The 24,459-nt window shown below is 70.8% G+C and carries 20 protein-coding genes; 16 read left to right on the forward strand and 4 right to left on the reverse strand.

Annotated features, from left to right (window positions below):
• Nucleotides 1-224: 224 nt before the first annotated feature.
• The 4 genes from ACFVYS_RS42025 to ACFVYS_RS42040 all read right to left on the reverse strand — a co-directional run bounded on the left by ACFVYS_RS42025 (nucleotide 225) and on the right by ACFVYS_RS42040 (nucleotide 6,030).
• Nucleotides 225-2,747 carry a transglutaminaseTgpA domain-containing protein gene (locus ACFVYS_RS42025; RefSeq protein ID WP_389510939.1) on the reverse strand — a complete coding sequence of 841 codons (2,523 nt, stop codon included), beginning with the start codon at nucleotides 2,745-2,747 and terminating at the stop codon, nucleotides 225-227.
• Nucleotides 2,744-4,117 (reverse strand): DUF58 domain-containing protein, encoded by a 1,374-nt coding sequence (locus ACFVYS_RS42030; protein ID WP_389510941.1) that lies wholly within the window; start codon nucleotides 4,115-4,117, stop codon nucleotides 2,744-2,746. The genes ACFVYS_RS42025 and ACFVYS_RS42030 overlap by 4 nt, the downstream gene beginning before the upstream one ends.
• Nucleotides 4,117-5,151 (reverse strand): AAA family ATPase, encoded by a 1,035-nt coding sequence (locus ACFVYS_RS42035; RefSeq protein ID WP_389510943.1) that lies wholly within the window; start codon nucleotides 5,149-5,151, stop codon nucleotides 4,117-4,119. Before ACFVYS_RS42035 ends, ACFVYS_RS42030 begins: the two co-directional genes overlap by 1 nt.
• A 270-nt stretch (nucleotides 5,152-5,421) precedes the next feature.
• Nucleotides 5,422-6,030 (reverse strand): beta-class carbonic anhydrase, encoded by a 609-nt coding sequence (locus tag ACFVYS_RS42040; RefSeq protein WP_389510945.1) that lies wholly within the window; start codon nucleotides 6,028-6,030, stop codon nucleotides 5,422-5,424.
• Nucleotides 6,031-6,291: 261 nt separating this feature from the next.
• Here ACFVYS_RS42040 and rsmH point away from each other — a divergent pair, with 261 nt between their 5' ends.
• The 16 genes from rsmH (at nucleotide 6,292) to ACFVYS_RS42120 (ending at nucleotide 24,344) form a co-directional block, all read left to right on the forward strand.
• Entirely contained in the window at nucleotides 6,292-7,248 is a 957-nt protein-coding gene (rsmH, locus tag ACFVYS_RS42045; protein ID WP_389510947.1) for a 16S rRNA (cytosine(1402)-N(4))-methyltransferase RsmH, read from the forward strand.
• Between the two features lie 45 nt (nucleotides 7,249-7,293).
• Nucleotides 7,294-7,839: a septum formation initiator family protein gene (locus tag ACFVYS_RS42050; RefSeq protein WP_389510949.1), complete on the forward strand. Its 546-nt coding sequence runs from the start codon at nucleotides 7,294-7,296 to the stop codon at nucleotides 7,837-7,839.
• A gap of 5 nt (nucleotides 7,840-7,844) precedes the next feature.
• Nucleotides 7,845-9,812, forward strand: a complete 1,968-nt coding sequence (locus ACFVYS_RS42055) for a peptidoglycan D,D-transpeptidase FtsI family protein (RefSeq protein WP_389510951.1) — start codon at nucleotides 7,845-7,847, stop codon at nucleotides 9,810-9,812.
• Nucleotides 9,813-9,901: 89 nt separating this feature from the next.
• Nucleotides 9,902-11,578: a UDP-N-acetylmuramoyl-L-alanyl-D-glutamate--2,6-diaminopimelate ligase gene (locus tag ACFVYS_RS42060; RefSeq protein ID WP_389510953.1), complete on the forward strand. Its 1,677-nt coding sequence runs from the start codon at nucleotides 9,902-9,904 to the stop codon at nucleotides 11,576-11,578.
• A 4-nt stretch (nucleotides 11,579-11,582) separates the two neighbouring features.
• The gene (gene murF / locus ACFVYS_RS42065) at nucleotides 11,583-12,998 is read left to right on the forward strand and encodes a UDP-N-acetylmuramoyl-tripeptide--D-alanyl-D-alanine ligase (RefSeq protein ID WP_389510955.1); all 1,416 of its coding nucleotides are present in this window, start codon (nucleotides 11,583-11,585) and stop codon (nucleotides 12,996-12,998) included.
• Nucleotides 12,995-14,068: a phospho-N-acetylmuramoyl-pentapeptide-transferase gene (mraY, locus tag ACFVYS_RS42070; RefSeq protein WP_355709664.1), complete on the forward strand. Its 1,074-nt coding sequence runs from the start codon at nucleotides 12,995-12,997 to the stop codon at nucleotides 14,066-14,068. Before murF ends, mraY begins: the two co-directional genes overlap by 4 nt.
• Nucleotides 14,050-15,477, forward strand: a complete 1,428-nt coding sequence (gene murD / locus ACFVYS_RS42075; protein WP_389510957.1) for a UDP-N-acetylmuramoyl-L-alanine--D-glutamate ligase — start codon at nucleotides 14,050-14,052, stop codon at nucleotides 15,475-15,477. Before mraY ends, murD begins: the two co-directional genes overlap by 19 nt.
• 108 nt (nucleotides 15,478-15,585) lie before the next feature.
• The gene (ftsW, locus tag ACFVYS_RS42080; RefSeq protein ID WP_389510959.1) at nucleotides 15,586-16,950 is read left to right on the forward strand and encodes a putative lipid II flippase FtsW; all 1,365 of its coding nucleotides are present in this window, start codon (nucleotides 15,586-15,588) and stop codon (nucleotides 16,948-16,950) included.
• A 6-nt stretch (nucleotides 16,951-16,956) separates the two neighbouring features.
• A complete protein-coding gene (gene murG / locus ACFVYS_RS42085) occupies nucleotides 16,957-18,054 on the forward strand; it encodes an undecaprenyldiphospho-muramoylpentapeptide beta-N-acetylglucosaminyltransferase (RefSeq protein WP_389510961.1) in 1,098 nt (365 codons plus the stop codon).
• A 141-nt stretch (nucleotides 18,055-18,195) separates the two neighbouring features.
• Nucleotides 18,196-18,990: a cell division protein FtsQ/DivIB gene (locus tag ACFVYS_RS42090; RefSeq protein ID WP_389510963.1), complete on the forward strand. Its 795-nt coding sequence runs from the start codon at nucleotides 18,196-18,198 to the stop codon at nucleotides 18,988-18,990.
• Between the two features lie 277 nt (nucleotides 18,991-19,267).
• Nucleotides 19,268-20,464, forward strand: a complete 1,197-nt coding sequence (gene ftsZ / locus ACFVYS_RS42095) for a cell division protein FtsZ (RefSeq protein WP_020129929.1) — start codon at nucleotides 19,268-19,270, stop codon at nucleotides 20,462-20,464.
• Entirely contained in the window at nucleotides 20,461-21,189 is a 729-nt protein-coding gene (gene pgeF / locus ACFVYS_RS42100; RefSeq protein WP_389510965.1) for a peptidoglycan editing factor PgeF, read from the forward strand. The genes ftsZ and pgeF overlap by 4 nt, the downstream gene beginning before the upstream one ends.
• A gap of 6 nt (nucleotides 21,190-21,195) precedes the next feature.
• Nucleotides 21,196-21,915: a YggS family pyridoxal phosphate-dependent enzyme gene (locus ACFVYS_RS42105; RefSeq protein ID WP_389510967.1), complete on the forward strand. Its 720-nt coding sequence runs from the start codon at nucleotides 21,196-21,198 to the stop codon at nucleotides 21,913-21,915.
• 128 nt (nucleotides 21,916-22,043) lie between these two features.
• Complete coding sequence (locus ACFVYS_RS42110; protein WP_020129926.1) at nucleotides 22,044-22,685, forward strand: cell division protein SepF; 642 nt, start codon at nucleotides 22,044-22,046, stop codon at nucleotides 22,683-22,685.
• Between the two features lie 62 nt (nucleotides 22,686-22,747).
• Nucleotides 22,748-23,032 (forward strand): YggT family protein, encoded by a 285-nt coding sequence (locus tag ACFVYS_RS42115; protein WP_020129925.1) that lies wholly within the window; start codon nucleotides 22,748-22,750, stop codon nucleotides 23,030-23,032.
• Nucleotides 23,033-23,084: 52 nt separating this feature from the next.
• Nucleotides 23,085-24,344: a DivIVA domain-containing protein gene (locus ACFVYS_RS42120; protein WP_389510969.1), complete on the forward strand. Its 1,260-nt coding sequence runs from the start codon at nucleotides 23,085-23,087 to the stop codon at nucleotides 24,342-24,344.
• Nucleotides 24,345-24,459 lie beyond the last annotated feature (115 nt).

The following is a 24,459-nucleotide window of genomic DNA, read 5'->3' on the forward strand; positions in this document are numbered from 1 at the left end:
GCCGGGGGGGACCCCCCCTCAACGTTTCGCCGTCCCGGCAGCACGCGTCCCCAGCTCTTGCAGAGCCCTGCGAGTCGTGTGGGCCGTGTGGGCCGTGTGAGCCCTGCGGGCCCCTGTGTGGCCCGTGCTCGGCACGGGCGGCCGGTGTCCAGGTCGGGCTGGGCCTGACTCGGGCATGGCTCGGGCCGAGCACGGGCCCACCTGGACGCCGGCTCGGCCCTTTCTCAGCCGCTCTGCTCTTGGCTCTGCGGCCCGGACGGGCGGCGCACGAGAGTCGCCAGACGGGCCGCCCAGGACGCCTTGAGGGCCGTCCAGCGGTCGTTGAGGTCCCAGACCGCGCGGATGGCCGAACGCGGCGCCACGACGGCACGCACGCGCGTGGTCCAGCCGACCCGCTCGCGCAGGGCCCCCCGCACCTTGCGCACCTCGTCGGCCAGACCGGCCTCGGCCCTGGGCTCCGGAGCGAACAGCACCTGCTCCACGGCGCCGGCGACCCGGTGCACCGAACGGCCCACCGTCTCGTCCAGCTCCCCGATCCGGACGATCCGCGCGGCCGCTCGCCGTGGGGTCAGCGCGTCGTCCGGCTCGATGCCGTAGTCCCAGGCCGAGTCGGTGAGCTCGCGCCACACCGACAGCACATGCTCGGCGGCCGCCTCACCGGCCTCCTGCGGCGGAAGATCCAGCAGCACGGCCGGACCGGGGGCGCCCGGCTGCCGGCCGTCCCCGCCCGCGCCGCCGTCCTTGCGCCCGCCCGGGGGTGCCCCGGCGGGCGAGGAGGCGGAGTGCTGGGCGGACGCCAGCCGCACCGCACGTCGTCTCAGCCGCCACAGCATCGGCAGCAGCGGCAGGGCGAGCGCCGCCGCCCCCAGCAGCGTCCATCCGGCGACCGCGTACCAGGGGGTGCCGCCGCCGTCCTGCTCCGTCGGGTCCAGCGGCAGCGCGGCGGCGCAGCCTTCGAGCTTCTTGTCCTGAGCCGAGCAACTGGTGCTCGCCGACGGCTCGGTCGAAGGCACCGCGTCCGCCGAACGGGAGGCCTGCGGCAGGTCGGGAACGGTCTCGCCCGAACTGTCCGGCAGCGTGTACGTGGGCGTCGAGCCCCGGGTCGGGGTCGGCTCGAAACGGGTCCAGCCGACGCCCTCGAAGTACAGCTCCGGCCAGGCGTGCGCATCCTTCAGGCCCACCGCCAACGAACCGTCCGCCTGCGGGGAACCCGGCGCGAAGCCCACCGCGACCCGCGCCGGTATGCCCAGCGTGCGGGCCATCGCGGCCATCGCGAACGAGAAGTGGACGCAGAAGCCCTGCTTGTCCTTCAGGAAGCGGGCGATCGCGCCCGGGCCGCTGCCGACCTCGACCTCGGTGTCGTACTCGAAGCCGCCCGTGACCGCGAAGTAGTCCTGGAGCGCAACCGCCTTCTCGTAGTCGCTGGTGGCGCCCTTGGTGATCTCCCGGGCCTGCCGTGCCACCACCGCGGGGAGGGAGTCCGGGACCTTGGTGTAGGTGCTCTTCACGGAGCCGGGTGCCTCGGGCGCCGAGGCCAGCTGCTCCGCCGTCGGCTGCACATCGAGGCTCGTCACCTGGTACGTCTTGCCGTTGGTCTTCTGGCCATGGTCGCCGACCAGGGTCATGCCGACCGGTTCGTACCGCCAGTTGCCCTTGATCTGCACGCTGCTGGGCGGGTACGGCATCGGCAGCCAGTCCTGGCCGTAACCGGCGTCGGCCGCGATCCGGGTCGTGACCTCCGTGCGCTTGACGTCCTGACCCAGGCCGGTGGGCGAGGGGAACTCGTCCGGCACGGCGATGATGTGACGCTTCGCCGGCTTCCACGTCGTGCCGTCGAAGTCGTCCAGCGACACGATCCGCAGGTACATGTCCGAGGTGTTGCTGGTGGTGGTCCGCAGGGTCAGGACCGTGCGGTCCTCGTCCACGTTCAGGCTGTCGCGCAGCGACACCAGCGGGTTGACCGCGGAGATCGTGCCCCCGCTGCCGTTGCCCGCGCCGACGCCGGTGCCCGCCCCGTCCAGCAGGCCGCCCTGTATCGCCGGCAGCGGCAGGAGCGGCACCACGAGGGCGACACCCAGCGCGGCCATGCCGATACGGCGGCCGGTGCGCACCGGGGCCACCGGGCCGGACGGTCCGCCCGGGCCGCGCGGCGCCCCGCCGAAGACGCGGCCCCACTGCGAGAGCCGTTCCCGGCCCTCGGCGAGCAGCAGCATCAGATAGCCGGCCGCGGCGACCAGGAACCACAGCCAGTCGGTCACCCCGTCGGACAGGCCCGCGGCGACCGAGTACAGCGCCAGCAGCGGCAGGCCGGCCGGGGCGGCGTTGCGGTAGGTCACCGCGACGGTGTCCACCGCCAGACCGATCACCAGCACCCCGCCGATCACCATCAGCCGGATGCCGTCGGAGAGCGGGGCCGGGATCGCGTACCGCCCCACGTCGTCGGTGCCCGTCTGGAGCAGGTCACCGAAATGGCGGAAGGCCTCCGGGCCGGGGATCAGACCGGCGAGGGCGTGCTCCCGGGCGAAGAGCAGGGTCAGCAGGACCAGCGTGACCACGGTCTGGGCGGCCACGGTCAGCGGCCGGGCCAGCGGCACCCGCCGGGTCGCCGCGCCCACCCCGGACTGGACGGCCAGCAGGAACGCCGCCTGGAGAAGCCAGGTGGCGGGGGTGACGAGGGGCAGCAGGGCGCACGAGGCCATCAGCGTCGCCGCCGCCGAGCACAGCGTCAGTCGGGCCCGCCCGCTCATGACCATCCCTCCCCGCCGCTCGTCGTCATCACGCCCGCCCGCTCGCGGTCCGCCTGGCGCCACAGTTCGCTCAGCGGAGCGCCCCGCGGCACGCCGAGGGCCGTCCAGCCCGCCTCGCGCAGCATCCGCAGCCGCTCCTCCTGCCTGTTCATCGGATCGGGAGCGCCGTTCGGTTCACGCGCCCAGCTGTCGCCGTCCAGCAGGAAGGCGACCGCGCCTCCGCTGCGCTGGCGCATCTTCGCGGCCACCGCCGCCTGCTCCTCGTCGAGATCGCCGAGGAAGGCCACCAGCAGTCCCTCGTTGCCGCCGCGCAGCACGTCGTACGCCCGGGACAGACCCGTGCCGTCGGAGTGGTCGACCACCGCCAGGGTGTCCATCATCAGCCCGGCCGCGTCCGCCGACTCCTGGCTCGCCCCGGCGAACCCGTCGGAGCCCTCGCCGGGCACCGAGGTGCCCGTGTCCGTCAGCAGCCGCACCGAGAAGCCCCGCTCCAGCATGTGCACCAGCACGGACGCGGCGCCCGAGACCGCCCATTCGAAGGCGGAGTCCGGGCCCGCGCCCTGGTAGGACAGGCCCCGGGTGTCCAGCAGCACCGTGCAGCGGGAGCGTTGCGGCTGCTCCTCGCGGCGTACCATCAGCTCGCCGTAGCGGGCGGTCAGACGCCAGTGCACCCTGCGCAGGTCGTCGCCGTAGCGGTAGCCGCGCGGGATCACGTCGTCCTCGCCGGCCAGCGCCAGCGCGCGCAGCCGTCCGTCGCCGTACCCCTTGGCCTCGCCGCTCAGGCGGACCGGGGGCAGCGCCTCCACGCGCGGGATCACGGTCAGTGTGTCGTAGCTGGAGAAGGCCCTGGTCAGTTCGCACATGCCGAAGGGATCGCTCAGGCGCAGTTGCAGCGGGCCCAGCGGGTAGCGGCCGCGCAGATCGGAGCGGACCCGGTAGGACACCTCGCGGCGGCCGCCCGCCTCGACCCGGTCCAGGACGAAGCGGGGGCGCGGACCGAGCACGTACGGCACCCGGTCCTGGAGCATCAGCAGGCCGGTGGGCAGCCGCGAGACGTTGTCCATCCGCAGGTGGACCCGGGCCTCGCTGCCGGCGGGCACCCGCGCGGGAGAGAGCCGGCGGCTGCCGGCGACCCGGTAGCGGGTGCGATAGACGACGGCGGCGCAGATCAGCGGCAGCGCGGCCAGCAGCAGCCCGACCCGCAGCAGGTCGGGCTGTCCGAGCACATAGGCGCAGATGGCGGCCGCGATGCCGGCGGCGAGGAAGGAGCGGCCGCGGGTGGTCAGGCCGGCCAGGGCCGTGCGTGCGCCGCCCTTCTCGCCCTTCTCCCCTCGGCCCGTGGACGGCTGCCCGGTCCCCCCGGCGGTCATCACAGCCTCCGCGACTGCTGCTGGCCGTACGCCTGTGTGCCGTGGCCGAGTCCGTACCCGTGCTGCTGGGGGCTCGCGGGCACCGAGGTGCGCTGGATGATCTCCTCGACGACCTGCTCCGCCGTGCGGCGGTTCAGCTGCGCCTGCGCCGTGGGCAGCAGACGGTGGGCCAGGACGGCCACGGCGAGGTTCTGCACGTCGTCCGGGAGCGCGTAGTCCCGGCCGCTGAGGGCGGCGGTCGCCTTGGCCGCGCGCACCAGGTGCAGCGTCGCGCGCGGGGAGGCGCCGAGTCTGAGGTCCGGGTGGTTGCGCGTGGCGGAGACCAGGTCGACCGCGTAGCGGCGGACCGAGTCGGCGACGTGGACACCGCGGACGGCGTCGATCAGCTTCACGATCTCGTGGGCGTGCGCGACCGGCTGGAGGTCGTCCAGCGGACTGACCCCGCCGTGGACGTCGAGCATCTGGAGCTCGGCCTCCGGGCTCGGGTAGCCGATGGAGACACGGGCCATGAAACGGTCGCGCTGGGCCTCGGGCAGCGGGTAGGTGCCCTCCATCTCGACCGGGTTCTGGGTGGCCACCACCATGAAGGGACTGGGCAGCTCGTACGTCGTCCCGTCGATGGTGACCTGGCGCTCCTCCAGCGACTCCAGCAGCGCCGACTGCGTCTTGGGCGAGGCGCGGTTGATCTCGTCGCCGATCACGATCTGCGAGAAGATCGCGCCCGGCTTGAACTCGAATTCCCGGCGCTGCTGGTCCCAGATGGACACCCCGGTGATGTCCGAGGGCAGCAGGTCGGGCGTGAACTGGATACGGCGGACCGAGCAGTCGATGGACTTCGCCAGCGCCTTGGCCAGCATCGTCTTGCCGACGCCCGGCACGTCCTCGATCAGCAGATGCCCCTCGGCGAGGAGCACGGTCAGCGAAAGCCGTACGACCTCGGGCTTGCCCTCGATCACTCCCTCCACCGAACTGCGGACACGCTCCACAGTGGCGGTCAGATCTGTGAGGCTCGCTCGCTCGTCATAGGTCGTCACCCGGCCCTCCTCGGCCCAAACTTTCTCCGGGCCGACGCTCTGTGCGGCAAACCGGCCCACCCCGAATCACGGACGCCGTGCACGAACTGCTCAGCGTGACGTCACACCCGCATTCTTGCTGCCGTTACCGATTCGTGTCACTCGCCTGTGGACAACTGTCCGCGATATGTCGGTGTTATGACTATCTGGGCGTCCGAGGTGTGGAAATCAACAGCGAAACGACAGCGAACGACGGCGTCCGTGAACGGTCGCACAGGGCGGCGGCAGCGATTACGCGGGGTCGATCTCGCGCAGCAGGCCCGTCTTCACGTCGAACACGAAGCCGCGCACGTCGTCGGTGTGCACCAGGAACGGGGAGGTGCGCACCCGCTGCATCGACTGCCGTACGTCCTGGTCGACGTCCCGGAAGGCCTCCACCGCCCAGGCCGGACGCTGGCCGACCTCCATCTCCAGCTCGGAGCGGAAGTCCTCGGTGATCGCCTCGAGGCCACAGCCGGTGTGGTGGATGAGGACGACGCTGCGCGTGCCCAGCTTGCGCTGGCTGATGGTGAGCGAGCGGATCACGTCGTCGGTGACCACACCGCCGGCGTTGCGGATCGTGTGGCAGTCGCCGAGCTCGAGGCCGAGCGCCGCGTGCAGGTCGAGGCGGGCGTCCATGCAGGCCACGACCGCGACGTGCAGAACGGGGCGGGCGTCCATGCCGGGGTCGGAGAAGGCGGCCGCGTACCGCTCGTTCGCCTCGACGAGGCGGTCCGTGACGGTGTTGTCGGTTATGGCGCCTTCGGGCCGTGCGGGAACCGATGCAGAAGTCGTCATACCGAAGACGGTACTGGTCACGTGCGTTCTGGGCCTGCTGTGAGAACGGAAAAAGAGTGTCATCACGTGCTCTTTGTGAGGTAAGCCACAGAGGAGGCGGGGAGGGGGCCCCGTCGGGCCGCGCCGCGCAGGCCGGTTGATTGACCGCGAGACACCGTGGACTAAAGTGACGCGAAGCGGGAGGCGACGATCTCCCTGCTGGACTGAACCCCGTGAGACCCCGGCCCGGCCGCCGGAGATCTCCCCGCGGCGCCGGCAGGCCTTCCCTTCCTCAGGGGGCGGGGACCCGGCGATGCGTACACCCGCCGGATCTGAGAGGGCCCCTTGAGTCACAGTCGACACGTCCCGGTGATGCTCCAGCGGTGCCTGGACCTGTTGGCCCCCGCCCTCCAGCGGCCGGGATCGGTGGTGGTCGACTGCACGCTCGGCCTCGGCGGCCACAGCGAGGCCCTGCTGACGCAGTTCCCCGAGGTCCGGCTCGTCGCCCTCGACCGCGACAAGGAGGCGCTCCGCCTGTCCGGCGAGCGCCTCGCCCCGTTCGGCGACCGCGCCACCCTCGTGCACGCCGTCTACGACGAGCTGCCCGACGTACTGGACCGGCTCGGCATCGCGCGCGTGCAGGGCGTCCTCTTCGACCTCGGCGTGTCCTCCATGCAACTCGACGAGGCCGACCGCGGCTTCGCCTACGCCCAGGACGCCCCGCTCGACATGCGGATGGACCAGACGACCGGCGTCAGCGCGGCCGAGGTCCTCAACACGTACCCGCCCGGTGAACTGGTGCGGATCCTGCGGGCGTACGGCGAGGAGAAGCAGGCCAAGCGGATCGTCTCCGCGGTGGTGCGCGAGCGCGACAAGGAGCCGTTCACCAACAGCGCGCGGCTCGTGGAGCTGATCCGCAACGCCCTTCCGCAGGCCGCCAAGCGCACCGGTGGCAACCCGGCCAAGCGCACCTTCCAGGCGCTGCGCATCGAGGTCAACGGCGAACTCTCCGTCCTGGAGCGGGCGATCCCGGCGGCGGTCGAGGCGATCGACGTGGGCGGGCGGATCGCCGTCCTGTCCTACCAGTCGCTCGAAGACCGGCTCGTGAAGCAGGTGTTCGCGGCCGGTGCCGCCAACACCGCGCCCCCCGGGCTGCCCGTCGTCCCCGAGCGCTACCAGCCCCGGCTCAAGCTGCTCACCCGCGGTGCCGAACTTCCCACCGAGGAAGAGATCGCCGAGAACAAGCGCGCCACCCCGGCACGCCTGCGCGGGGCCGAGCGAATCAGGGAGTCCATCGAATGACGGGCGTGAGCCGAGGGTTCGCCATTCCGACCCGGGGGAGGCCGAGTGAGTAGGAAACCCGAACTGAAGGGGAGGGCCGCCCGGCTCGCGCGGCTTTTCCCGGCCGGCCCGCGGCAGGCGGCCCGTACCCCGTTCGTCCTCCTCGTCGTCCTTCTCCTGGGCGGCGGTCTCATCGGACTGCTCGTGCTGAACTCCGCGCTCAGCGAGGGCTCGTTCAAGATGGACGACCTCCAGAAGGACACCAAGAGCCTCACCGACGAGGAGCAGGCGCTCCAGCGGGACATCGACGCCTACTCCGCCCCCGACGCCCTCCAGCGCCGCGCGCGCGAACTCGGCATGGTCCCCGGCGGAGACCCGGCCTTCCTGAACCCCGACGGCACCGTGAAGGGCGTCCCCTCGGCCGCCGCCCAGCAGTCCCTGGAGGAGGCTCCCGCCGCCGTACGGCCGCCGGAGGCCGTACGGCTCTCCCAGACGATCGAGGCGCCGCCGTCCCCCGCGACACCCCCGCCGAGCACCCCTTCCGGGCCGACCGGGCCCCCGGCCCCGAGCGCCGCCCCGACCGAAGCCATCCCCGAGACCCCCGGCAGGTGACGGAAGTGTCCGACAGGGAACCGCCGCGCCGGCGCGTACCCGGCCCCGCCCGGCCCTCCCGCCCCGTGTCCGCCCAGCGGCGGCCGGGCCCCGGCGCCCGTCCCGCCCGCCGCCCGACCGCGCCCGCTCCACGCCCCGCGGCGCAGCGTGCCCTCCGGCTCGGCAGCCCCCGCCCGCGCCTGCGGATGGTCGGCCTCGCGCTGGCCCTGGTGCTGATCGCGTTCGTCGTCCGGCTGCTCCAGGTGCAGGCCGTCGACGCGAGCGCCTACGCCGCCAAGGCCGAGCAGAACCGGTACGTCGGACAGGTGCTGGCCGCCGAGCGGGGCGAGATCACCGACCGCGCCGGCGTGGCCTTCGCGACCAGCGTGGACGCCTACGACATCACGGCCGACCCCACGATGTTCACGCGCGCGCAGCTGAAGGTCGACGACGCCCCCGAGCAGGCGGCCGCCCTCCTCGCGCCGATCCTCGGCCAGGACCAGTCCGCCCTCGTCAAGAAGCTGCGGCCGAAGGACGCGAGCCTGCGGTACGTCAAGCTGGCCGGCCGGCAGACCCCGCAGGTCTGGAAGCAGATCAGGGACCTCAGGTCCGCCCTGTCCACCAAGGCGGAGACGGACAAGTCCACCGTCAACGTCCTCGCCGGCGTCTTCTCCGTGCCCAGCAGCAAGCGCGTGTACCCCAACGGGAACCTCGCCGCCGGGATACTGGGCTGGGTCAACGCCGACGGCAAGGGCGGCGGCGGTGTCGAGCAGCAGCTGAACGCGACCCTGACCGGCAAGGACGGCAAGATCCGCTACGCCCAGTCCGGCGGCCGTCAGGTGCCCACCGTGGGCTCCACCGAGACCCCCGCGGTGCCCGGCTCCGACGTCGAGCTGACGATCGACCGCGACATCCAGTGGGCCGCGCAGAACGCCATCACCGACCAGGTGGAGGAGTCGCGGGCGGACCGCGGCTACGTCATCGTCCAGGACAACCGCACCGGCGAGATCCTCGCCATGGCCAACTCGCCCGGCTTCGACCCGGGCGACCTCTCGCAGGCCAACTCCGCGGACATGGGCAACGCCTCCGTCCAGGACGCCTACGAACCCGGCTCCACGGCCAAGGTCATGTCGATGGCCGCCGTGCTGGAGGAGAACGCCGCCACGCCGCTGACGCATGTCACCGTGCCCAACCGGCTGCACCGCGGCGACCGGCTCTTCCAGGACGACATCGACCACGCCACCTGGTACCTCACGCTCAACGGCGTGCTCGCCAAGTCCAGCAACATCGGCACCATCCTGGCCACCGGCCAGCTCGGCAAGACGCAGGCCCAGGCCAACCAGGTGCTCTACTCGTACCTGCGCAAGTTCGGCATCGGCAGCCAGACCGGGCTCGGCTTCCCCGGCGAGACGAAGGGCATCCTGGCCCAGCCGGGCAAGTGGTCGACCTCGCAGCAGTACACGATCCCCTTCGGCCAGGGCATGTCGCTCAACGCGCTCCAGGCGGCCTCCGTGTACTCGACGATCGCCAACGGCGGGGTCCGTGTGGAGCCCACCTTGGTACGCGGCACCAAGGGCCCGGACGGACGCTTCACCCCCGCCGAGGCGCCCGCGAAGACCCGGGTGGTCAGCCAGAAGACGGCGAAGACCCTCGCCCAGATGCTGGAGTCGGTCGTGGACGACGAGGAGGGCACGGGCGCCAAGGCGCGGATCCCCGGCTACCGCGTCGCGGGCAAGACCGGTACCGCCAACCGGGTCGACCCGGCCACCGGCACCTACAAGGGCTACACCTCCTCGTTCGCCGGGTTCGCGCCCGCCGACAACCCCCGGGTCACCGTGTACTGCGCCATCCAGAACGCCACCGAGGGCAGTTACTTCGGCGGCCAGATCTGCGGTCCCGTCTTCAAGCAGGTCATGGAGTTCGCCCTGAAGACCCTCCAGATCCCACCGACCGGCGCCAAGGCCGCGAGCCTCCCGGTCTCCTTCACTCCCTGACCGTCCCGCACCGCCCGCCTCCGACCCCCGCCCCGCCTCCGACCCCCGCCCCGTCACTGTTCAGCGCCGAACAAGCCAGGAACCAGCCCGTGACCATGATCACTCCCGACCCCGGGAACCCCGCGCCGCACGTCTCGTCGTCCGCGGCCCCGCCCTCGCTTGGCCCGCAGGCGGGTACGCCCGGTACGCTCACCGCCGTGCCACACGCTGATCAGTCCCAAACCCCCCAGAAGGGCGCTTCCGTGACATATCCGGGACCGCCCCGACCGGCCCAGGTCTCCGCCACACCCCTCGCGGAGCTCGCCGATCAACTGGGTGCCGAGCAGCCGGGAAGCGCCGCCGTCGAGGTCACGGGCATCACCCACGACTCGCGCGCGGTCCGCCCCGGCGACCTGTACGCCGCCCTGCCGGGCGCCCGCCTGCACGGCGCCGACTTCGTCACCCAGGCCGCGAGCCTGGGCGCGGTCGCCGTCCTGACCGACCCCACCGGCGCGGAACGCGCCGCCGCGACCGGCCTGCCGGTCCTGGTGGTCGACGATCCGCGCGGACGGATGGGCGCACTCGCGGCCACGATCTACGGCGACCCGGGCCGCGATCTGCTCCAGATCGGCATCACCGGCACCTCCGGCAAGACCACCACCGCGTACCTCATGGAGGGCGGCCTCAAGCCGGTCAGGTCCACCGGGCTGATCGGCACCGTCGAGATGCGCATCGGTGACGAGCGGATCAAGTCCGAGCGCACCACCCCCGAAGCCACCGACCTCCAGGCGCTGTTCGCGGTCATGCGCGAGCGCGGTGTCGAGGCGGTCGCCATGGAGGTTTCCAGCCATGCCCTGGTCCTCGGCCGGGTCGACGGCTGCGTCTTCGACATCGCCGTCTTCAACAACCTCAGCCCGGAGCACATGGAGTTCCACTCCGGCATGGAGGACTACTTCCAGGCCAAGGCGCAGCTGTTCACCCGGAAACGCAGCAAACTCGGCGTGGTCAACTTCGACGACGAGTACGGCCGCCGGCTGATCCGGGAGGCGGAGGTCCCGGTCGTCAGCTACTCCGCCGAGGGCGACCCGGACGCCGACTGGCGCGCGGTCGACGTCGAGATCGGTCCGCTGGACTCGACGTTCACCGTCGTGGGCCCGGACGGGGTGCGGGTCGCCGCCAGGGCGCCGCTGCCGGGTTCCTTCAACGTGGCGAACACCCTCGCCGCGATCGTCGCCCTCGCCGTCGCCGGCATCGACCCGCGGACCGCCGCCGACGGTGTCGCCGCGGTACCGGGCGTGCCGGGCCGGCTGGAGCGGGTGGACGCCGGGCAGCCCTACCTCGCGGTCGTCGACTACGCCCACAAGACGGACGCCGTCGAGTCGGTGCTGAAGGCGCTGCGCAAGGTCACCAAGGGCCGGCTGCACGTCGTCCTCGGCTGCGGCGGCGACCGGGACCGCACCAAGCGCGTCCCGATGGGTGCCGCGGTGGCCCGGCTCGCCGACACCGCCGTACTGACCTCCGACAACCCCCGCTCCGAGGACCCCCTCGCGATCCTCGCGACGATGCTCCAGGGCGCGGCGTCCGTGCCCGCGCACGAACGCGGTGAGGTCCTGCTGTTCGAGGACCGGGCCGCCGCGATCGCCGCGGTCGTCGGCCGCGCGCACGCCGGGGACACCGTGCTGGTCGCGGGCAAGGGCCACGAGCAGGGCCAGGACATCGCCGGGGTGGTCCGTCCGTTCGACGACCGCCAGGTGCTTCGCGAAGCTATCCAGCAGACCCAGGGATGAACTTGTGATCGCCCTCTCCCTCGCCGAGATCGCAGCAGTCGTCGGCGGGCAGACCCACGACATACCGGATCCGTCCACGGAAGTCACCGGACCGGTCGTCCGGGACTCCCGTGAGGTGGTGCCCGGCAGCCTCTTCGTCGCCTTCGTCGGCGAACGCGTGGACGGCCACGACTACGCGGCCGCGGTCGTCCAGGCGGGCGCGGCGGCCGTACTGGCCTCGCGCCCGGTCGGCGTCCCCGCGATCGTCGTGGACGACGTCCAGACGGCACTGGGCGCCCTCGCCCGGCACGTCGTACGCAAGCTCGGCGCGACCCTCGTCGCGCTCACCGGCTCGGCCGGCAAGACCAGCACCAAGGACCTCGTCGCACAGGTCCTGCGGCGCAAGGCGCCCACCGTCTTCACACCCGGCTCGCTCAACAACGAGATCGGGCTGCCCCTGACCGCCCTGTCCGCGACCGAGGAGACGAAGTTCCTCGTGCTCGAGATGGGCGCCCGCCGGATCGGTCACATCCGCTACCTCGCCGATCTGACGCCCCCGAAGATCGGCCTCGTCCTCAACGTCGGCACCGCCCACATCGGCGAGTTCGGCGGCCGCGAACAGATCGCACAGGCAAAGGGCGAGCTCGTCGAGAGCCTGCCGCCGGCCGCTGAGGGCGGCGTCGCGATCCTCAACGCCGACGACCCGTTGGTACGGGCCATGGCCTCCCGTACGAGGGCGAAGGTGGTCTTGTTCGGAGAGTCCGGCGAAGCGGACGTACGGGCCGAGAACGTGCGACTCACGGACAGCGGACAGCCCGCCTTCAGCCTTCACACACCCTCCGGGTGCAGCGACGTGACCATGCGCCTGTACGGTGAGCACCACGTGTCGAACGCGCTCGCAGCGGCCGCCGTCGCCCATGAGCTGGGCATGTCCGCGGAAGAGATCGCCACCGCGCTCTCCGAGGCGGGCTCCCTCTCCCGCTGGCGGATGGAGGTCACCGAGCGCCCGGACGGCGTGACGATCGTCAACGACGCCTACAACGCGAACCCCGAGTCCATGCGAGCCGCTCTGCGCGCGCTCGCGGCCATGGGCAAGGGGGGCCGGACGTGGGCGGTGCTCGGCAAGATGGCCGAGCTCGGGGACGAGGCGCTCGCCGAGCACGACGCGGTCGGACGGCTCGCCGTCCGGCTCAATGTCGGCAAGCTCGTCGCGGTCGGGGGCAGGGAAGCCGCCTGGCTGCAACTGGGCGCATATAACGAGGGTTCGTGGGGTGAGGAGTCGGTGCACGTGTCCGACGCACAGGCGGCGGTCGACCTGTTGCGCAGCGAGTTGCGCCCGGGGGACGTCGTACTCGTGAAGGCGTCCCGTTCGGTCGGCCTCGAGAGCGTCGCGCAGGCGTTGCTCGCGACCGGTACCGAGGGTGAGGTCGCGGCCCGATGATGAATCAGATCCTGTTCGCGGGTGTGATCGGCCTCTTCCTGACGCTGGGCGGAACGCCGCTGCTGATCAAGCTGTTGGCGCGCAAGGGCTACGGCCAGTACATCCGCGACGACGGTCCGCGCGAGCACGCCAGCAAGCGCGGTACGCCGACCATGGGCGGCATCGCCTTCATCTTCGCCACGGTCGCCGCGTACTTCCTGTCCAAGGTCATCACGGGCAAGCCCCCGACCTACTCCGGTCTGCTGGTGCTGGGCCTGATGTGCGGCATGGGTCTGGTCGGTTTCCTCGACGACTACATCAAGATCGTCAAGCGGCGTTCGCTCGGTCTGCGGGCCAAGGCGAAGATGGCCGGCCAGCTGATCGTCGGCATCTCCTTCGCGGTGCTCTCGCTGCAGTTCTCCGACTCGCGCGGCAACACCCCGGCCTCCACGAAGTTGTCCTTCATCACGGACTTCGGCTGGACGATCGGCCCGGTGCTGTTCGTCGTCTGGGCGCTGTTCATGATCCTGGCGATGTCCAACGGCGTGAACCTGACGGACGGTCTGGACGGCCTCGCCACCGGTGCCTCCGTCCTCGTCTTCGGCGCCTACACCTTCATCGGCGTCTGGCAGTTCCAGGAGTCCTGCGCCAACGGCGAGACCCTGACCAACCCCAGCGCCTGTTACGAGGTACGCGATCCGCTGGACCTCGCGGTCATCGCGTCCGCGCTGATGGGCGCCTGCCTCGGCTTCCTGTGGTGGAACACCTCGCCGGCCAAGATCTTCATGGGCGACACCGGTTCGCTGGCGCTCGGTGGTGTGCTCGCCGGCCTCGCGATCTGCTCCCGCACCGAGCTGCTGATCGCCCTCCTGGGCGGCCTGTTCGTGCTGATCACGATGTCGGTGGTCATCCAGGTCGGCTCCTTCAAGCTCACCGGCAAGCGGGTCTTCCGGATGGCGCCGCTTCAGCACCACTTCGAACTCAAGGGCTGGTCCGAAGTCCTGGTGGTGGTCCGTTTCTGGATCATCCAGGGCATCTGTGTGATCGTCGGACTCGGCATCTTCTACGCGGGATGGGCAGCGGACAAGTGACCGACTGGCAGGGGAAGAACGTCACCGTCGCCGGGCTCGGCGTCTCCGGCATCCCGGCGGCCAAGGTGCTGCACGGGCTCGGCGCGAAGGTCACCGTCGTCAACGACGGAGACGACGCACGCGCGCGTGAGCAGGCCGCCGAGCTGGAGGCACTGGGCGTCACCGTGCGCCTCGGTGACGGGGCGACCCTGCCCGAGGGCACCGAACTCATCGTCACCGCACCCGGCTGGAAGCCCGACAAGCCGCTGTTCACGGCGGCCCACGCGGCCGGGGTACCGGTCTGGGGCGATGTCGAACTCGCCTGGCGGCTCAGGGAACTGGACGGCCGCAAGGCCGCCCCCTGGCTGTGCGTCACCGGCACCAACGGCAAGACGACCACCACCCAGATGCTGGCGTCCATCCTGAAGGCGGCCGGCCTGCGCACGGCGGCCGTCGGCAACATCGGTGTCTCCCTGCTGGACGCCGTCCTCGGCGAGGAGCCGTACGACGTCCTCGCCGTGGAGCTCTCCAGCTACCAGCTGCACTGGGCGCCCTCACTACGCGCCCACTCGGCCGTCGTCCTGAACCTCGCCCCCGACCACCTCGACTGGCACGGCTCCATGGAGGCGTACGCCAAGGACAAGGGCCGTGTCTACGAGGGCAATCAGGTCGCCTGCGTCTACAACGTCGCCGACAAGGCCACCGAGGACCTGGTCCGGGAGGCGGACGTCGAGGAGGGCTGCCGGGCGATCGGCTTCACCCTCGCCGCCCCCGCCCCGTCCCAACTCGGCGTCGTGGACGGCATCCTGGTCGACCGCGCCTTCGTCGAGAACCGGCAGCAGAACGCCCAGGAGCTCGCCGAGGTCTCGGACGTGAACCCGCCCGCCCCGCACAACATCGCCAACGCCCTTGCCGCGGCGGCCCTGGCACGCGCCCTCGGGGTGCCCGCCAAGGCCGTGCGGGACGGACTGCGGGCCTTCACGCCGGACGCCCACCGCATCGCCCACGTGGCGGACGTGGACGGCGTCGCGTACATCGACGACTCCAAGGCGACCAACACACACGCGGCGGAAGCCTCGTTGGCGGCCTACGAGTCGATCGTCTGGATCGCGGGCGGACTGGCGAAGGGCGCCACCTTCGACGAGCTGGTCGCCAAGTCGGCGAAGCGGCTTCGCGCGGCGGTGCTCATCGGCGCCGATCGCGCCCTGATCCGTGAAGCCCTGGCGCGACACGCCCCGGAAGTACCCGTCGTCGACCTCGAACGGACGGACACTGGGGCGATGCTCGCGGCTGTCCAGGAGGCTCGGCGCCTCGCCGTCGAAGGCGACACGGTGCTCCTCGCCCCGGCCTGCGCCTCCATGGACATGTTCGTCAACTACAACCAGCGCGGTGACATCTTCGCCCAGGCGGTTGGCGAACTCGGAACCTGACCCGGCCGCCTGCCGGGCGACCTTGGGAGGGACGCGTGGGACCGTCACGGCCGACGTACGGCACGGCAGCCGGGTACAGCGGTTGCGCCGCGCACCGGGGAGCAGCCGATGCCCGGTAGCCGTACCGGGCGTCCGCCTGTCCAGCGGACCGTCCGCAGACCCGCGACAGCCTCCCGCCCGCTCCGCGACAACCCCGTACGACGGCTCTACACGCGTGCGCAGAAGGCCTGGGACCGGCCGCTGACCGCGTACTACCTGATCTTCGGCGGCAGCCTGCTGATCACCGTCCTGGGCCTCGTGATGGTCTACTCGGCCTCCCAGATCACCGCACTGCAGATGTCGTTGCCGGGATCGTTCTTCTTCCGCAAACAGTTCCTGGCCGCCTCCATCGGGGCCGCGCTGCTGCTGGTCGCCTCCCGGATGCCGGTGAAACTGCACCGGGGACTCGCCTACCCGATCCTCGCGGGCGCCGTCTTCATGATGGCGCTGGTGCAGGTACCGGGGATAGGGATGTCGGTCAACGGCAACCAGAACTGGATCTCGCTCGGCGGCTCCTTCCAGATCCAGCCCAGCGAGTTCGGCAAGCTCGCGCTGGTGCTCTGGGGTGCCGATCTGCTCGCCCGCAAACAGGACAGGAAGCTGCTCGCGCAGTGGAAACACATGCTGGTGCCGCTGGTGCCGGTCGCGTTCATGCTGCTCGGGCTGATCATGCTCGGCGGCGACATGGGCACGGCGATCATTCTGACGGCGATCCTGTTCGGGCTCCTGTGGCTGGCGGGGGCGCCCACCCGGCTCTTCGTCGGGGTGCTGTCGGTCGCGGCGACCCTCGGTGTGATCCTTATCAAGACCAGCCCGAACCGGATGGCCCGCCTGCAGTGCATCGGGGCGACCGATCCCGGCCCCGGTGACGCCTGCTGGCAGGCCGTGCACGGGATCTACGCCCTGGCCTCCGGCGGGATCTTCGGCTCGGGGCTCGGTGCGAGTGTGGAGAAATGGGGCCAACTCCCCGAAGCCCACACCGACTTCATCTTCGCCGTCACCGGCGAGGAACTGGGTCTCGCGGGGACGCTGTCGGTACTCGCCCTGTTCGCGGCTCTAGGCTATGCGGGTATCCGCGTGGCCGGACGCACGGAGGACCCCTTCGTGAGGTATGCCGCGGGAGGCGTGACCACCTGGATCACCGCTCAGGCGGTGATCAACATCGGTGCGGTGCTCGGCCTGCTGCCGATCGCCGGCGTCCCGCTCCCGCTGTTCTCCTACGGGGGTTCCGCCCTGCTGCCGACCATGTTCGCCATCGGGCTGCTGATCGCTTTCGCACGCGACGAGCCCGGTGCGCGGGCGGCGCTTGCGATGCGGCACCCCCGCTTTGGTAGAAAGCGGGGGGCTGGGGGCTCCGCTTTCGACCGGAGCCCCCGGAGATGGAACACGATGCGACGGCGTGCCTCGGCGGCGCGTCCGTCCGGAGAGCGGTGAATTTCGGTGCATGTCGTACTCGCTGGTGGGGGGACCGCCGGCCACATCGAGCCCGCGCTCGCCCTCGCGGACGCCCTGCGCAGGCAGGACCCCACTGTGGGGATCACGGCACTGGGCACGGAGCGCGGTCTGGAGACCACGCTCGTTCCGCAGCGGGGCTACGACCTCGCGCTGATCCCCGCCGTCCCGCTGCCGCGCAAACCCACCCCCGAACTGATCACCGTCCCGGGTCGGCTGCGCGGCACGATCAAGGCCGCCGAGCAGATCCTGGAGCGCACCAAGGCGGACGCGGTCGTCGGCTTCGGTGGTTACGTGGCCCTGCCCGGCTATCTGGCCGCCAAGCGGCTCGGCGTCCCGATCGTCGTCCATGAGGCGAACGCCCGCCCCGGCCTGGCCAACAAGATCGGCTCGCGCTACGCGGCCCGGGTCGCCGTCTCCACGCCCGACAGCAAGCTCCGGGATGCCCGCTACATCGGCATCCCGCTGCGCCGCTCCATCGCCACCCTGGACCGCGCGGCCATGCGCCCCGAGGCCCGGCACATGTTCGGGCTCGACCCCAACCTGCCCACCCTGCTGGTCTCCGGCGGTTCGCAGGGCGCCCGCCGCCTCAACGAGGTCGTCCAGCAGGTCGCGCCCTGGCTCCAGCAGGCCGGGATCCAGATCCTGCACGCGGTCGGCCCGAAGAACGAACTGCCGCAGGTACAGCAGATGCCGGGGATGCCCCCCTACATCCCGGTACCGTACGTGGACCGGATGGACCTCGCGTACGCCGCCGCCGACATGATGCTCTGCCGCGCGGGTGCGATGACCGTCGCCGAACTCTCCGCCGTCGGGCTTCCGGCCGCCTATGTCCCGCTGCCCATCGGCAACGGCGAACAGCGGCTGAACGCCCAGCCGCTGGTCAAGGCGGGCGGCGGGCTGCTGGTCGACGACGCGGAACTGACCCCCGACTGGGTCCGGGAGACCGTCCTGCCCGTCCTCGCCGACCCGCACCGGCTGTACGAGATGTCCCGTGCCGCCAGCGAGTTCGGCCGCCGGGACGCCGACGAGCTGCTCGTCGGCATGGTGTACGAGGCGATCGCCGCCAGTCGTGCACGCCGTTAGGAATCGCGTCGGCGCGTGAGCCGAAGGGGGCGTGTCGGTGTCGAGAGGCCGAGCTCGCGCAGGCCCGAGGGCTGAGCGCGGCCGGGCTCTCGACACCGGCTGCGGCGCCCGGAGGTGAACCAGCCAGGAAAGGGAGTGTGCGTGGCCGGATCCGCCACCGCCGAGCGCGGTGCACGCCAGCAGGAGTCGCCCGGCCCGCCCCTCGTCCGATGGTTGGGGCCGCGCCGACTTCGTACGATCATCATTCTCGCGCTGGCCGTCCTGCTCCTCGGCGCGGGCACCGGCTGGGTGTTGTACGGCTCGCAGTGGCTGCGCGTGGAGCGGGTCTCCGTGTCCGGGACGAAGGTGCTGACGCCGCCGCAGGTGCGCGAAGCGGCCGCCGTACCGGTCGGATCGCCGTTGGTCTCGGTCGACATCGATGCGATCGAGGCCCGACTCCGTGCGGAATTGCCCCGAATTCACTCGGTCGACGTGGTGCGTTCGTGGCCCCATGGAATCGGCCTGAAAGTGACGGAGCGTACGCCGGTTCTGCTCGTGCAAAAGGGGTCGAACTTCGTGGAAGTGGACGATGAAGGTGTCCGTTTCGCTACGGTTTCCGAGGCTCCGAAAGGCGTCCCGATGCTGGAAATGGCCGTTTCCTCCTCGCGTTCGGCCGCCGCGAGCCTGCGCCGTTTCGGCGAGGCCCGGCTGGTGCGGGAGGCGGTGAAGGCGGCCGGTTCCCTGCCCGCCGGCGTCGCGCGGGCCACCCGGGTCGTCAAGGTCCGTTCCTACGACGACATCTCGCTGGAGTTGAGCGGCGGCCGCACGGTCGCGTGGGGAAGTGCCGAGAAAGCCGCGGCGAAGGGCCGTACACTCACCGCTCTCATGAAAGCCGCCCCGGCTGCGCGGCACTTCGATGTCAGCGCTCCCACCGCCCCTGCGTCAGCGGGGAGTTGACGCACGTCCGCGCAGGCCAGCACCCTGGTTGGGCAGTGACACGCCTGATCACATAGGGTGAAAAGAAAAACGGGAGGTTCGGCGTGTTCGTTGAACGGGCGCCACTTGTCGACTTAGTGTCCTGTTCAGAAGACTCCAAGGAACAGACACACTGGTAACCCTAAACTTCAGCGTTAGGGTTCGGGTCGGCGAAACGGACCGGCCCATTCGGCATCAGTCGTCGGATCGCATCACCTGCGAGGCGACGACACGTAACTCGAGGCGAGAGGCCTTCGACGTGGCAGCACCGCAGAACTACCTCGCAGTCATCAAAGTCATCGGTGTCGGCGGCGGTGGTGTCAATGCCATCAACCGGATGATCGAGGTCGGTCTCAAGGGCGTCGAGTTCATCGCCATCAACACCGACGCGCAGGCGCTGTTGATGAGCGACGCCGACGTCAAGCTCGACGTCGGCCGTGAACTCACGCGCGGACTCGGCGCCGGCGCCAACCCGGCCGTGGGCCGCAAGGCCGCCGAGGACCACCGCGAGGAGATCGAGGAGGTCCTCAAGGGGGCCGACATGGTCTTCGTGACGGCCGGAGAGGGTGGCGGCACCGGCACCGGCGGCGCGCCCGTCGTGGCCAACATCGCACGCAACCTCGGCGCCCTCACCATCGGCGTGGTCACCCGCCCCTTCACCTTCGAGGGCCGGCGCCGCGCCAACCAGGCGGAGGACGGCATCGCCGAACTCCGCGAAGAGGTCGACACCCTCATCGTCATCCCCAACGACCGACTGCTCTCCATCTCGGACCGCCAGGTCTCGGTCCTCGACGCCTTCAAGTCGGCCGACCAGGTCCTGCTCTCCGGTGTCCAGGGCATCACCGATCTCATCACCACCCCCGGTCTGATCAACCTCGACTTCGCCGACGTGAAGTCGGTCATGTCCGAGGCCGGTTCGGCCCTCATGGGCATCGGCTCGGCCCGTGGCGACGACCGCGCGGTGGCCGCCGCCGAGATGGCGATCTCCTCGCCGCTCCTGGAGGCCTCGATCGACGGGGCCCGGGGCGTCCTGCTCTCCATCTCCGGTGGCTCCGACCTCGGCCTGTTCGAGATCAACGAGGCTGCCCAGCTGGTCAGCGAGGCCGCGCACCCCGAGGCCAACATCATCTTCGGTGCGGTCATCGACGACGCCCTCGGCGACGAGGTGCGGGTCACCGTCATCGCGGCCGGCTTTGACGGGGGCCAGCCCCCGGCGCGCCGGGAGACCGTCATGGGCTCGTCCTCGTCCTCGGCACGCCGCGAGGAGCCCACCCCGGTACGACAGCCCGAGAGCCGGCCGTCCTTCGGCTCGCTCGGCAGCGTGACCCCCAAGGAGGAGGCGCAGCCGGCGCCCGAGCCGGTGGCGGACCTGCCGGTCTCGCCGCCGGTGCCGCCGTCGCGGTCCTACTCGGACAGCGCGGCCGAGGAGCTGGACGTGCCGGACTTCCTGAAGTGATAGGACAGCGCGAAAGCGTGAGCGGCGCGCACTTCGCCTTCACCGACCGGTGGGGCGGGGTGAGCGCCGCTCCGTATGAGGAGCTCAACCTCGGCGGAGCGGTCGGCGACGACCCCGACGCCGTACGCGTCAATCGTGAACTGGCCGCCAAGTCGCTGGGTCTGGACCCCGGCCTGGTCGTCTGGATGAACCAGGTGCACGGCAGCGACGTCGCCGAGGTCGACGGACCGTGGACCACCGGGCTCACCCCGCCGGTCGACGGTCTGGTGACCGCGACCCGGGGACTCGCCCTCGCCGTGCTGACGGCGGACTGTGTGCCCGTCCTGCTCGCCGACCCCGTCGCCGGGGTGGTCGCGGCCGCCCACGCCGGGCGGCCCGGCATGGTCAAGGGGATCGTGCCGGCGGCGATCGACGCGATGGAGTCGCTCGGCGCCGCCCCCTCCCGGATCGTCGCCCGCACCGGACCCGCCGTGTGCGGGCGGTGCTACGAGGTTCCGGAGGCGATGCGCGCCGAGGTGGCCGCCGTCGAGCCGGCGGCGAGCGCCGAGACGAGCTGGGGCACCCCCGCCGTCGACGTGATCGCCGGGGTGCACGCGCAGCTCGACCGGCTCGGGGTGCACGACCGGGAGCGGTCGCCGGTGTGCACACGGGAGTCGAACGATCACTTCTCGTATCGCCGCGACCGCTCCACGGGGCGACTCGCGGGATATGTCTGGTTGGACTGATGGGGCATGACGGACCGTAAGTACGAACTCACCGCAAACCTGGCGAAGGTGGAGGATCGGATCGCCGCCGCCTGTGCGGCCGCGGGCCGTGCGCGGGAGGAGGTGACCCTGATCGTGGTCACCAAGACCTACCCGGCGAGCGATGTGCGACTCCTGTCGGAACTCGGTGTGCGCCATGTCGCCGAGAACAAGGACCAGGACGCGGCGCCCAAGGCGGCCGAGTGTGCCGGGCTGCCGCTGCGCTGGCACTTCGTCGGTCAGCTGCAGACCAACAAGGTCCGCTCCGTCGTCGGTTACGCGGACGTGGTGCAGTCCGTCGACCGGGCCCGGCTGGTGACGGCCCTGTCGAAGGAGGCCGTGCGGGCCGGGCGCGAGGTGGGCTGTCTGCTTCAGGTGGCGCTCGACGCCGGGGCGAGCGAGCGGGGTGAGCGGGGCGGCGTGGCCCCGGGCGGTGTCGAGGAGTTGGCCGCCCTGGTCGCCGGATCGCCGGGGCTGCGACTTGACGGACTGATGACCGTCGCACCTCTGACCGGGGAGTACGCCGGGCGCCAACGCGAGGCCTTCGGGCGGTTGATGGATTTGTCGACTGACCTGCGCCGAGCCCATCCGGCTGCGAACATGGTGTCGGCAGGGATGAGTGCGGACCTCGAGGATGCCGTGGCGGCCGGAGCGACACATGTACGCGTCGGCACTGCGGTACTCGGAGTCCGCCCCGGGCTCGGGTAACGTCGCCAGGAAGTCGGACCACAGCAGAAAATATGGTCATTACCGCCGAAGGGCGGACACAAGGGCCACGTGGATCGCGGGACTTGGCAGTTGAAAGTCGATCCACCACAGAGCGGAGGACTCAGAGAATGGCCGGCGCGATGCGCAAGATGGCGGTCTACCTCGGCCTCGTGGAGGACGATGGGTACGACGGCCGGGGATTCGACCCCGACGACGACTTCGAACCCGAGCTCGACCCGGAGCCCGAGCGGGACCACCGGCGACACGAGCCGTCCCATCAGTCACATGGTGCGCATCAGTCCCAAAGGGACGAAGAGGTGCGAATCGTGCAGCCACCGGCGCCGCGTGAGCCGGTGGCTCGTTCCGCTTCGCTAGGCGCGGAATCCGGGCGTCCGGCGCGCATCGCGCCCGTGGCATCCATCACACAAGAACGTCAGTCCCTGGAGAAGAACGCACCGGTGATCATGCCCAAGGTCGTGTCGGAACGAGAGCCGTACCGGATCACCACGCTTCACCCCCGGACCTACAACGAGGCCCGTACCATCGGGGAACACTTCCGTGAGGGCACCCCGGTGATCATGAATCTCACTGAGATGGATGACACGGACGCGAAGCGACTTGTCGACTTTGCGGCCGGTTTGGTGTTTGGTCTTCACGGCAGCATCGAGCGGGTGACGCAGAAGGTGTTCCTGTTGTCGCCTGCTAACGTCGATGTCACGGCGGAGGACAAGGCCCGCATCGCAGAGGGCGGGTTCTTCAACCAGAGCTGAGACGCTCGACCGGAAACGGCAGTACAGAGAAGCACGGAACAGGGGAGAGGGAAGCACCGAACATGAGCGTGGTCCTGGATGTCGTCTACATCGCGCTGATGGTCTTCCTCATCGTGCTCATCTTCCGGTTGGTCATGGACTACGTCTTCCAGTTCGCCCGCTCATGGCAGCCCGGCAAGGCGATGGTGGTCGTTCTGGAGGCCACCTACACTGTCACCGATCCACCGCTCAAGCTTCTGCGGCGGGTCATCCCGCCGTTGCGTCTCGGGGGCGTGGCGCTCGACCTGTCCTTCTTCGTACTGATGATCATCGTCTACATCCTGATCTCGATCGTGAGTCGGCTGTGAGCGATGTGAACTACCGTCTTGCCGATGCCGACGACTACGTTGAGGTGAAGAGATGCCGTTGACCCCCGAGGACGTGCGGAACAAGCAGTTCACGACCGTCCGCCTCCGAGAAGGCTATGACGAGGACGAGGTCGATGCCTTCCTCGATGAGGTCGAAGCCGAACTGACCCGCCTGCTTCGTGAGAACGAGGACCTGCGGGCCAAACTGGCCGCGGCCACACGCGCTGCTGCCCAGAACCAGCAGAACATGCGCAAGCCGCCCGAACAGGACCAGCAGCAGGGTGGCATGCCCCAGCAGGGTGGCATGCAGCAAGGCGGTATGCAGCAGGGCGGTATGCAGCAGCAGGGCATGCCCCAGCAGGGGATGCCTCCGCAGGGCATGCCGCAGCAGGGCATGCGAGGCCCGGGCGCCCCGGTGCCCGCCGGCATATCGGGCCCGCCGCAGCAGCAGATGGGTGGCCCCATGGGTGGCCCGCCCCAGCTGCCGAGCGGTGCGCCGCAGTTGCCCGCCGGTCCCAACGGTGGACAGGGTGGTCCGCAGGGTCAGGGTCCGATGGGCCAGGGTCCGATGGGTCAGAACCCCATGCAGCAGCAGATGGGCCAGGGCCCCATGGGCCAGGGTCCGATGGGTCAGGGCCCGATGGGTCAGAACCCCATGCAGCAGCAGATGGGTGGCCCGATGGGTGGTCCGATGGGCGGCCACGGTCAGGGCCCCGGTGGCGACAGCGCCGCCCGTGTCCTCTCGCTGGCCCAGCAGACCGCCGACCAGGCGATCGCGGAGGCCCGTTCCGAGGCCAACAAGATCGTGGGTGAGGCGCGTTCGCGTGCCGAGGGTCTCGAGCGGGACGCCCGTGCCAAGGCCGACGCCCTGGAGCGGGACGCGCAGGAGAAGCACCGCGTCGCGATGGGCTCCCTGGAGTCCGCCCGCGCCACGCTGGAGCGCAAGGTCGAGGACCTGCGTGGCTTCGAGCGCGAGTACCGCACGCGTCTGAAGTCCTACCTCGAGTCCCAGCTGCGTCAGCTGGAGACCCAGGCCGACGACTCGCTCGCTCCGCCGCGCACTCCGGCCACGGCATCGCTGCCGCCGTCCCCGGCGCCTTCCATGGCTCCGGCCGGCGCCGGTGCTCCGTCCTACGGCGGCAACCCGGGCATGGGCGCTCCCAGCCCGGCCGGTCCGTCCTACGGCGGGCAGCAGCAGATGTCCCCGGCGATGACCCAGCCGATGGCGCCGGTGCGGCCGCAGGGCCCGTCGCCCATGGGCCAGGCTCCCTCGCCGATGCGTGGCTTCCTCATCGACGAGGACGACAACTGACGGCCTGTAGTACGCCTTAGGCGTCGGCAGCGTTCAAAGGGCGGGACCCCGGATCACCATCCGGGGTCCCGCCCTTTTCACGCGTGTTGACGGCGATCATGCCCGCGACTTCCCC

Source organism: Streptomyces sp. NPDC058295 (assembly GCF_042880655.1).
GTDB lineage: Bacteria > Actinomycetota > Actinomycetes > Streptomycetales > Streptomycetaceae > Streptomyces > Streptomyces coriariae.

Coding starts and splice junctions, on each gene's coding strand:
- ACFVYS_RS42120 (WP_389510969.1), top strand. CDS start 23,085: ATGCCGTTGACCCCCGAGGACGTGCGGAACAAGCAGTTCACGACCGTC.
- murD (WP_389510957.1), top strand. CDS start 14,050: ATGGGCAGCGGACAAGTGACCGACTGGCAGGGGAAGAACGTCACCGTC.
- ACFVYS_RS42115 (WP_020129925.1), top strand. CDS start 22,748: ATGAGCGTGGTCCTGGATGTCGTCTACATCGCGCTGATGGTCTTCCTC.
- mraY (WP_355709664.1), top strand. CDS start 12,995: ATGATGAATCAGATCCTGTTCGCGGGTGTGATCGGCCTCTTCCTGACG.
- ACFVYS_RS42030 (WP_389510941.1), bottom strand. CDS start 4,117: ATGACCGCCGGGGGGACCGGGCAGCCGTCCACGGGCCGAGGGGAGAAG.
- ftsW (WP_389510959.1), top strand. CDS start 15,586: ATGCCCGGTAGCCGTACCGGGCGTCCGCCTGTCCAGCGGACCGTCCGC.
- ACFVYS_RS42040 (WP_389510945.1), bottom strand. CDS start 6,030: ATGACACTCTTTTTCCGTTCTCACAGCAGGCCCAGAACGCACGTGACC.
- ACFVYS_RS42110 (WP_020129926.1), top strand. CDS start 22,044: ATGGCCGGCGCGATGCGCAAGATGGCGGTCTACCTCGGCCTCGTGGAG.
- ACFVYS_RS42025 (WP_389510939.1), bottom strand. CDS start 2,747: ATGAGCGGGCGGGCCCGACTGACGCTGTGCTCGGCGGCGGCGACGCTG.
- ACFVYS_RS42105 (WP_389510967.1), top strand. CDS start 21,196: ATGACGGACCGTAAGTACGAACTCACCGCAAACCTGGCGAAGGTGGAG.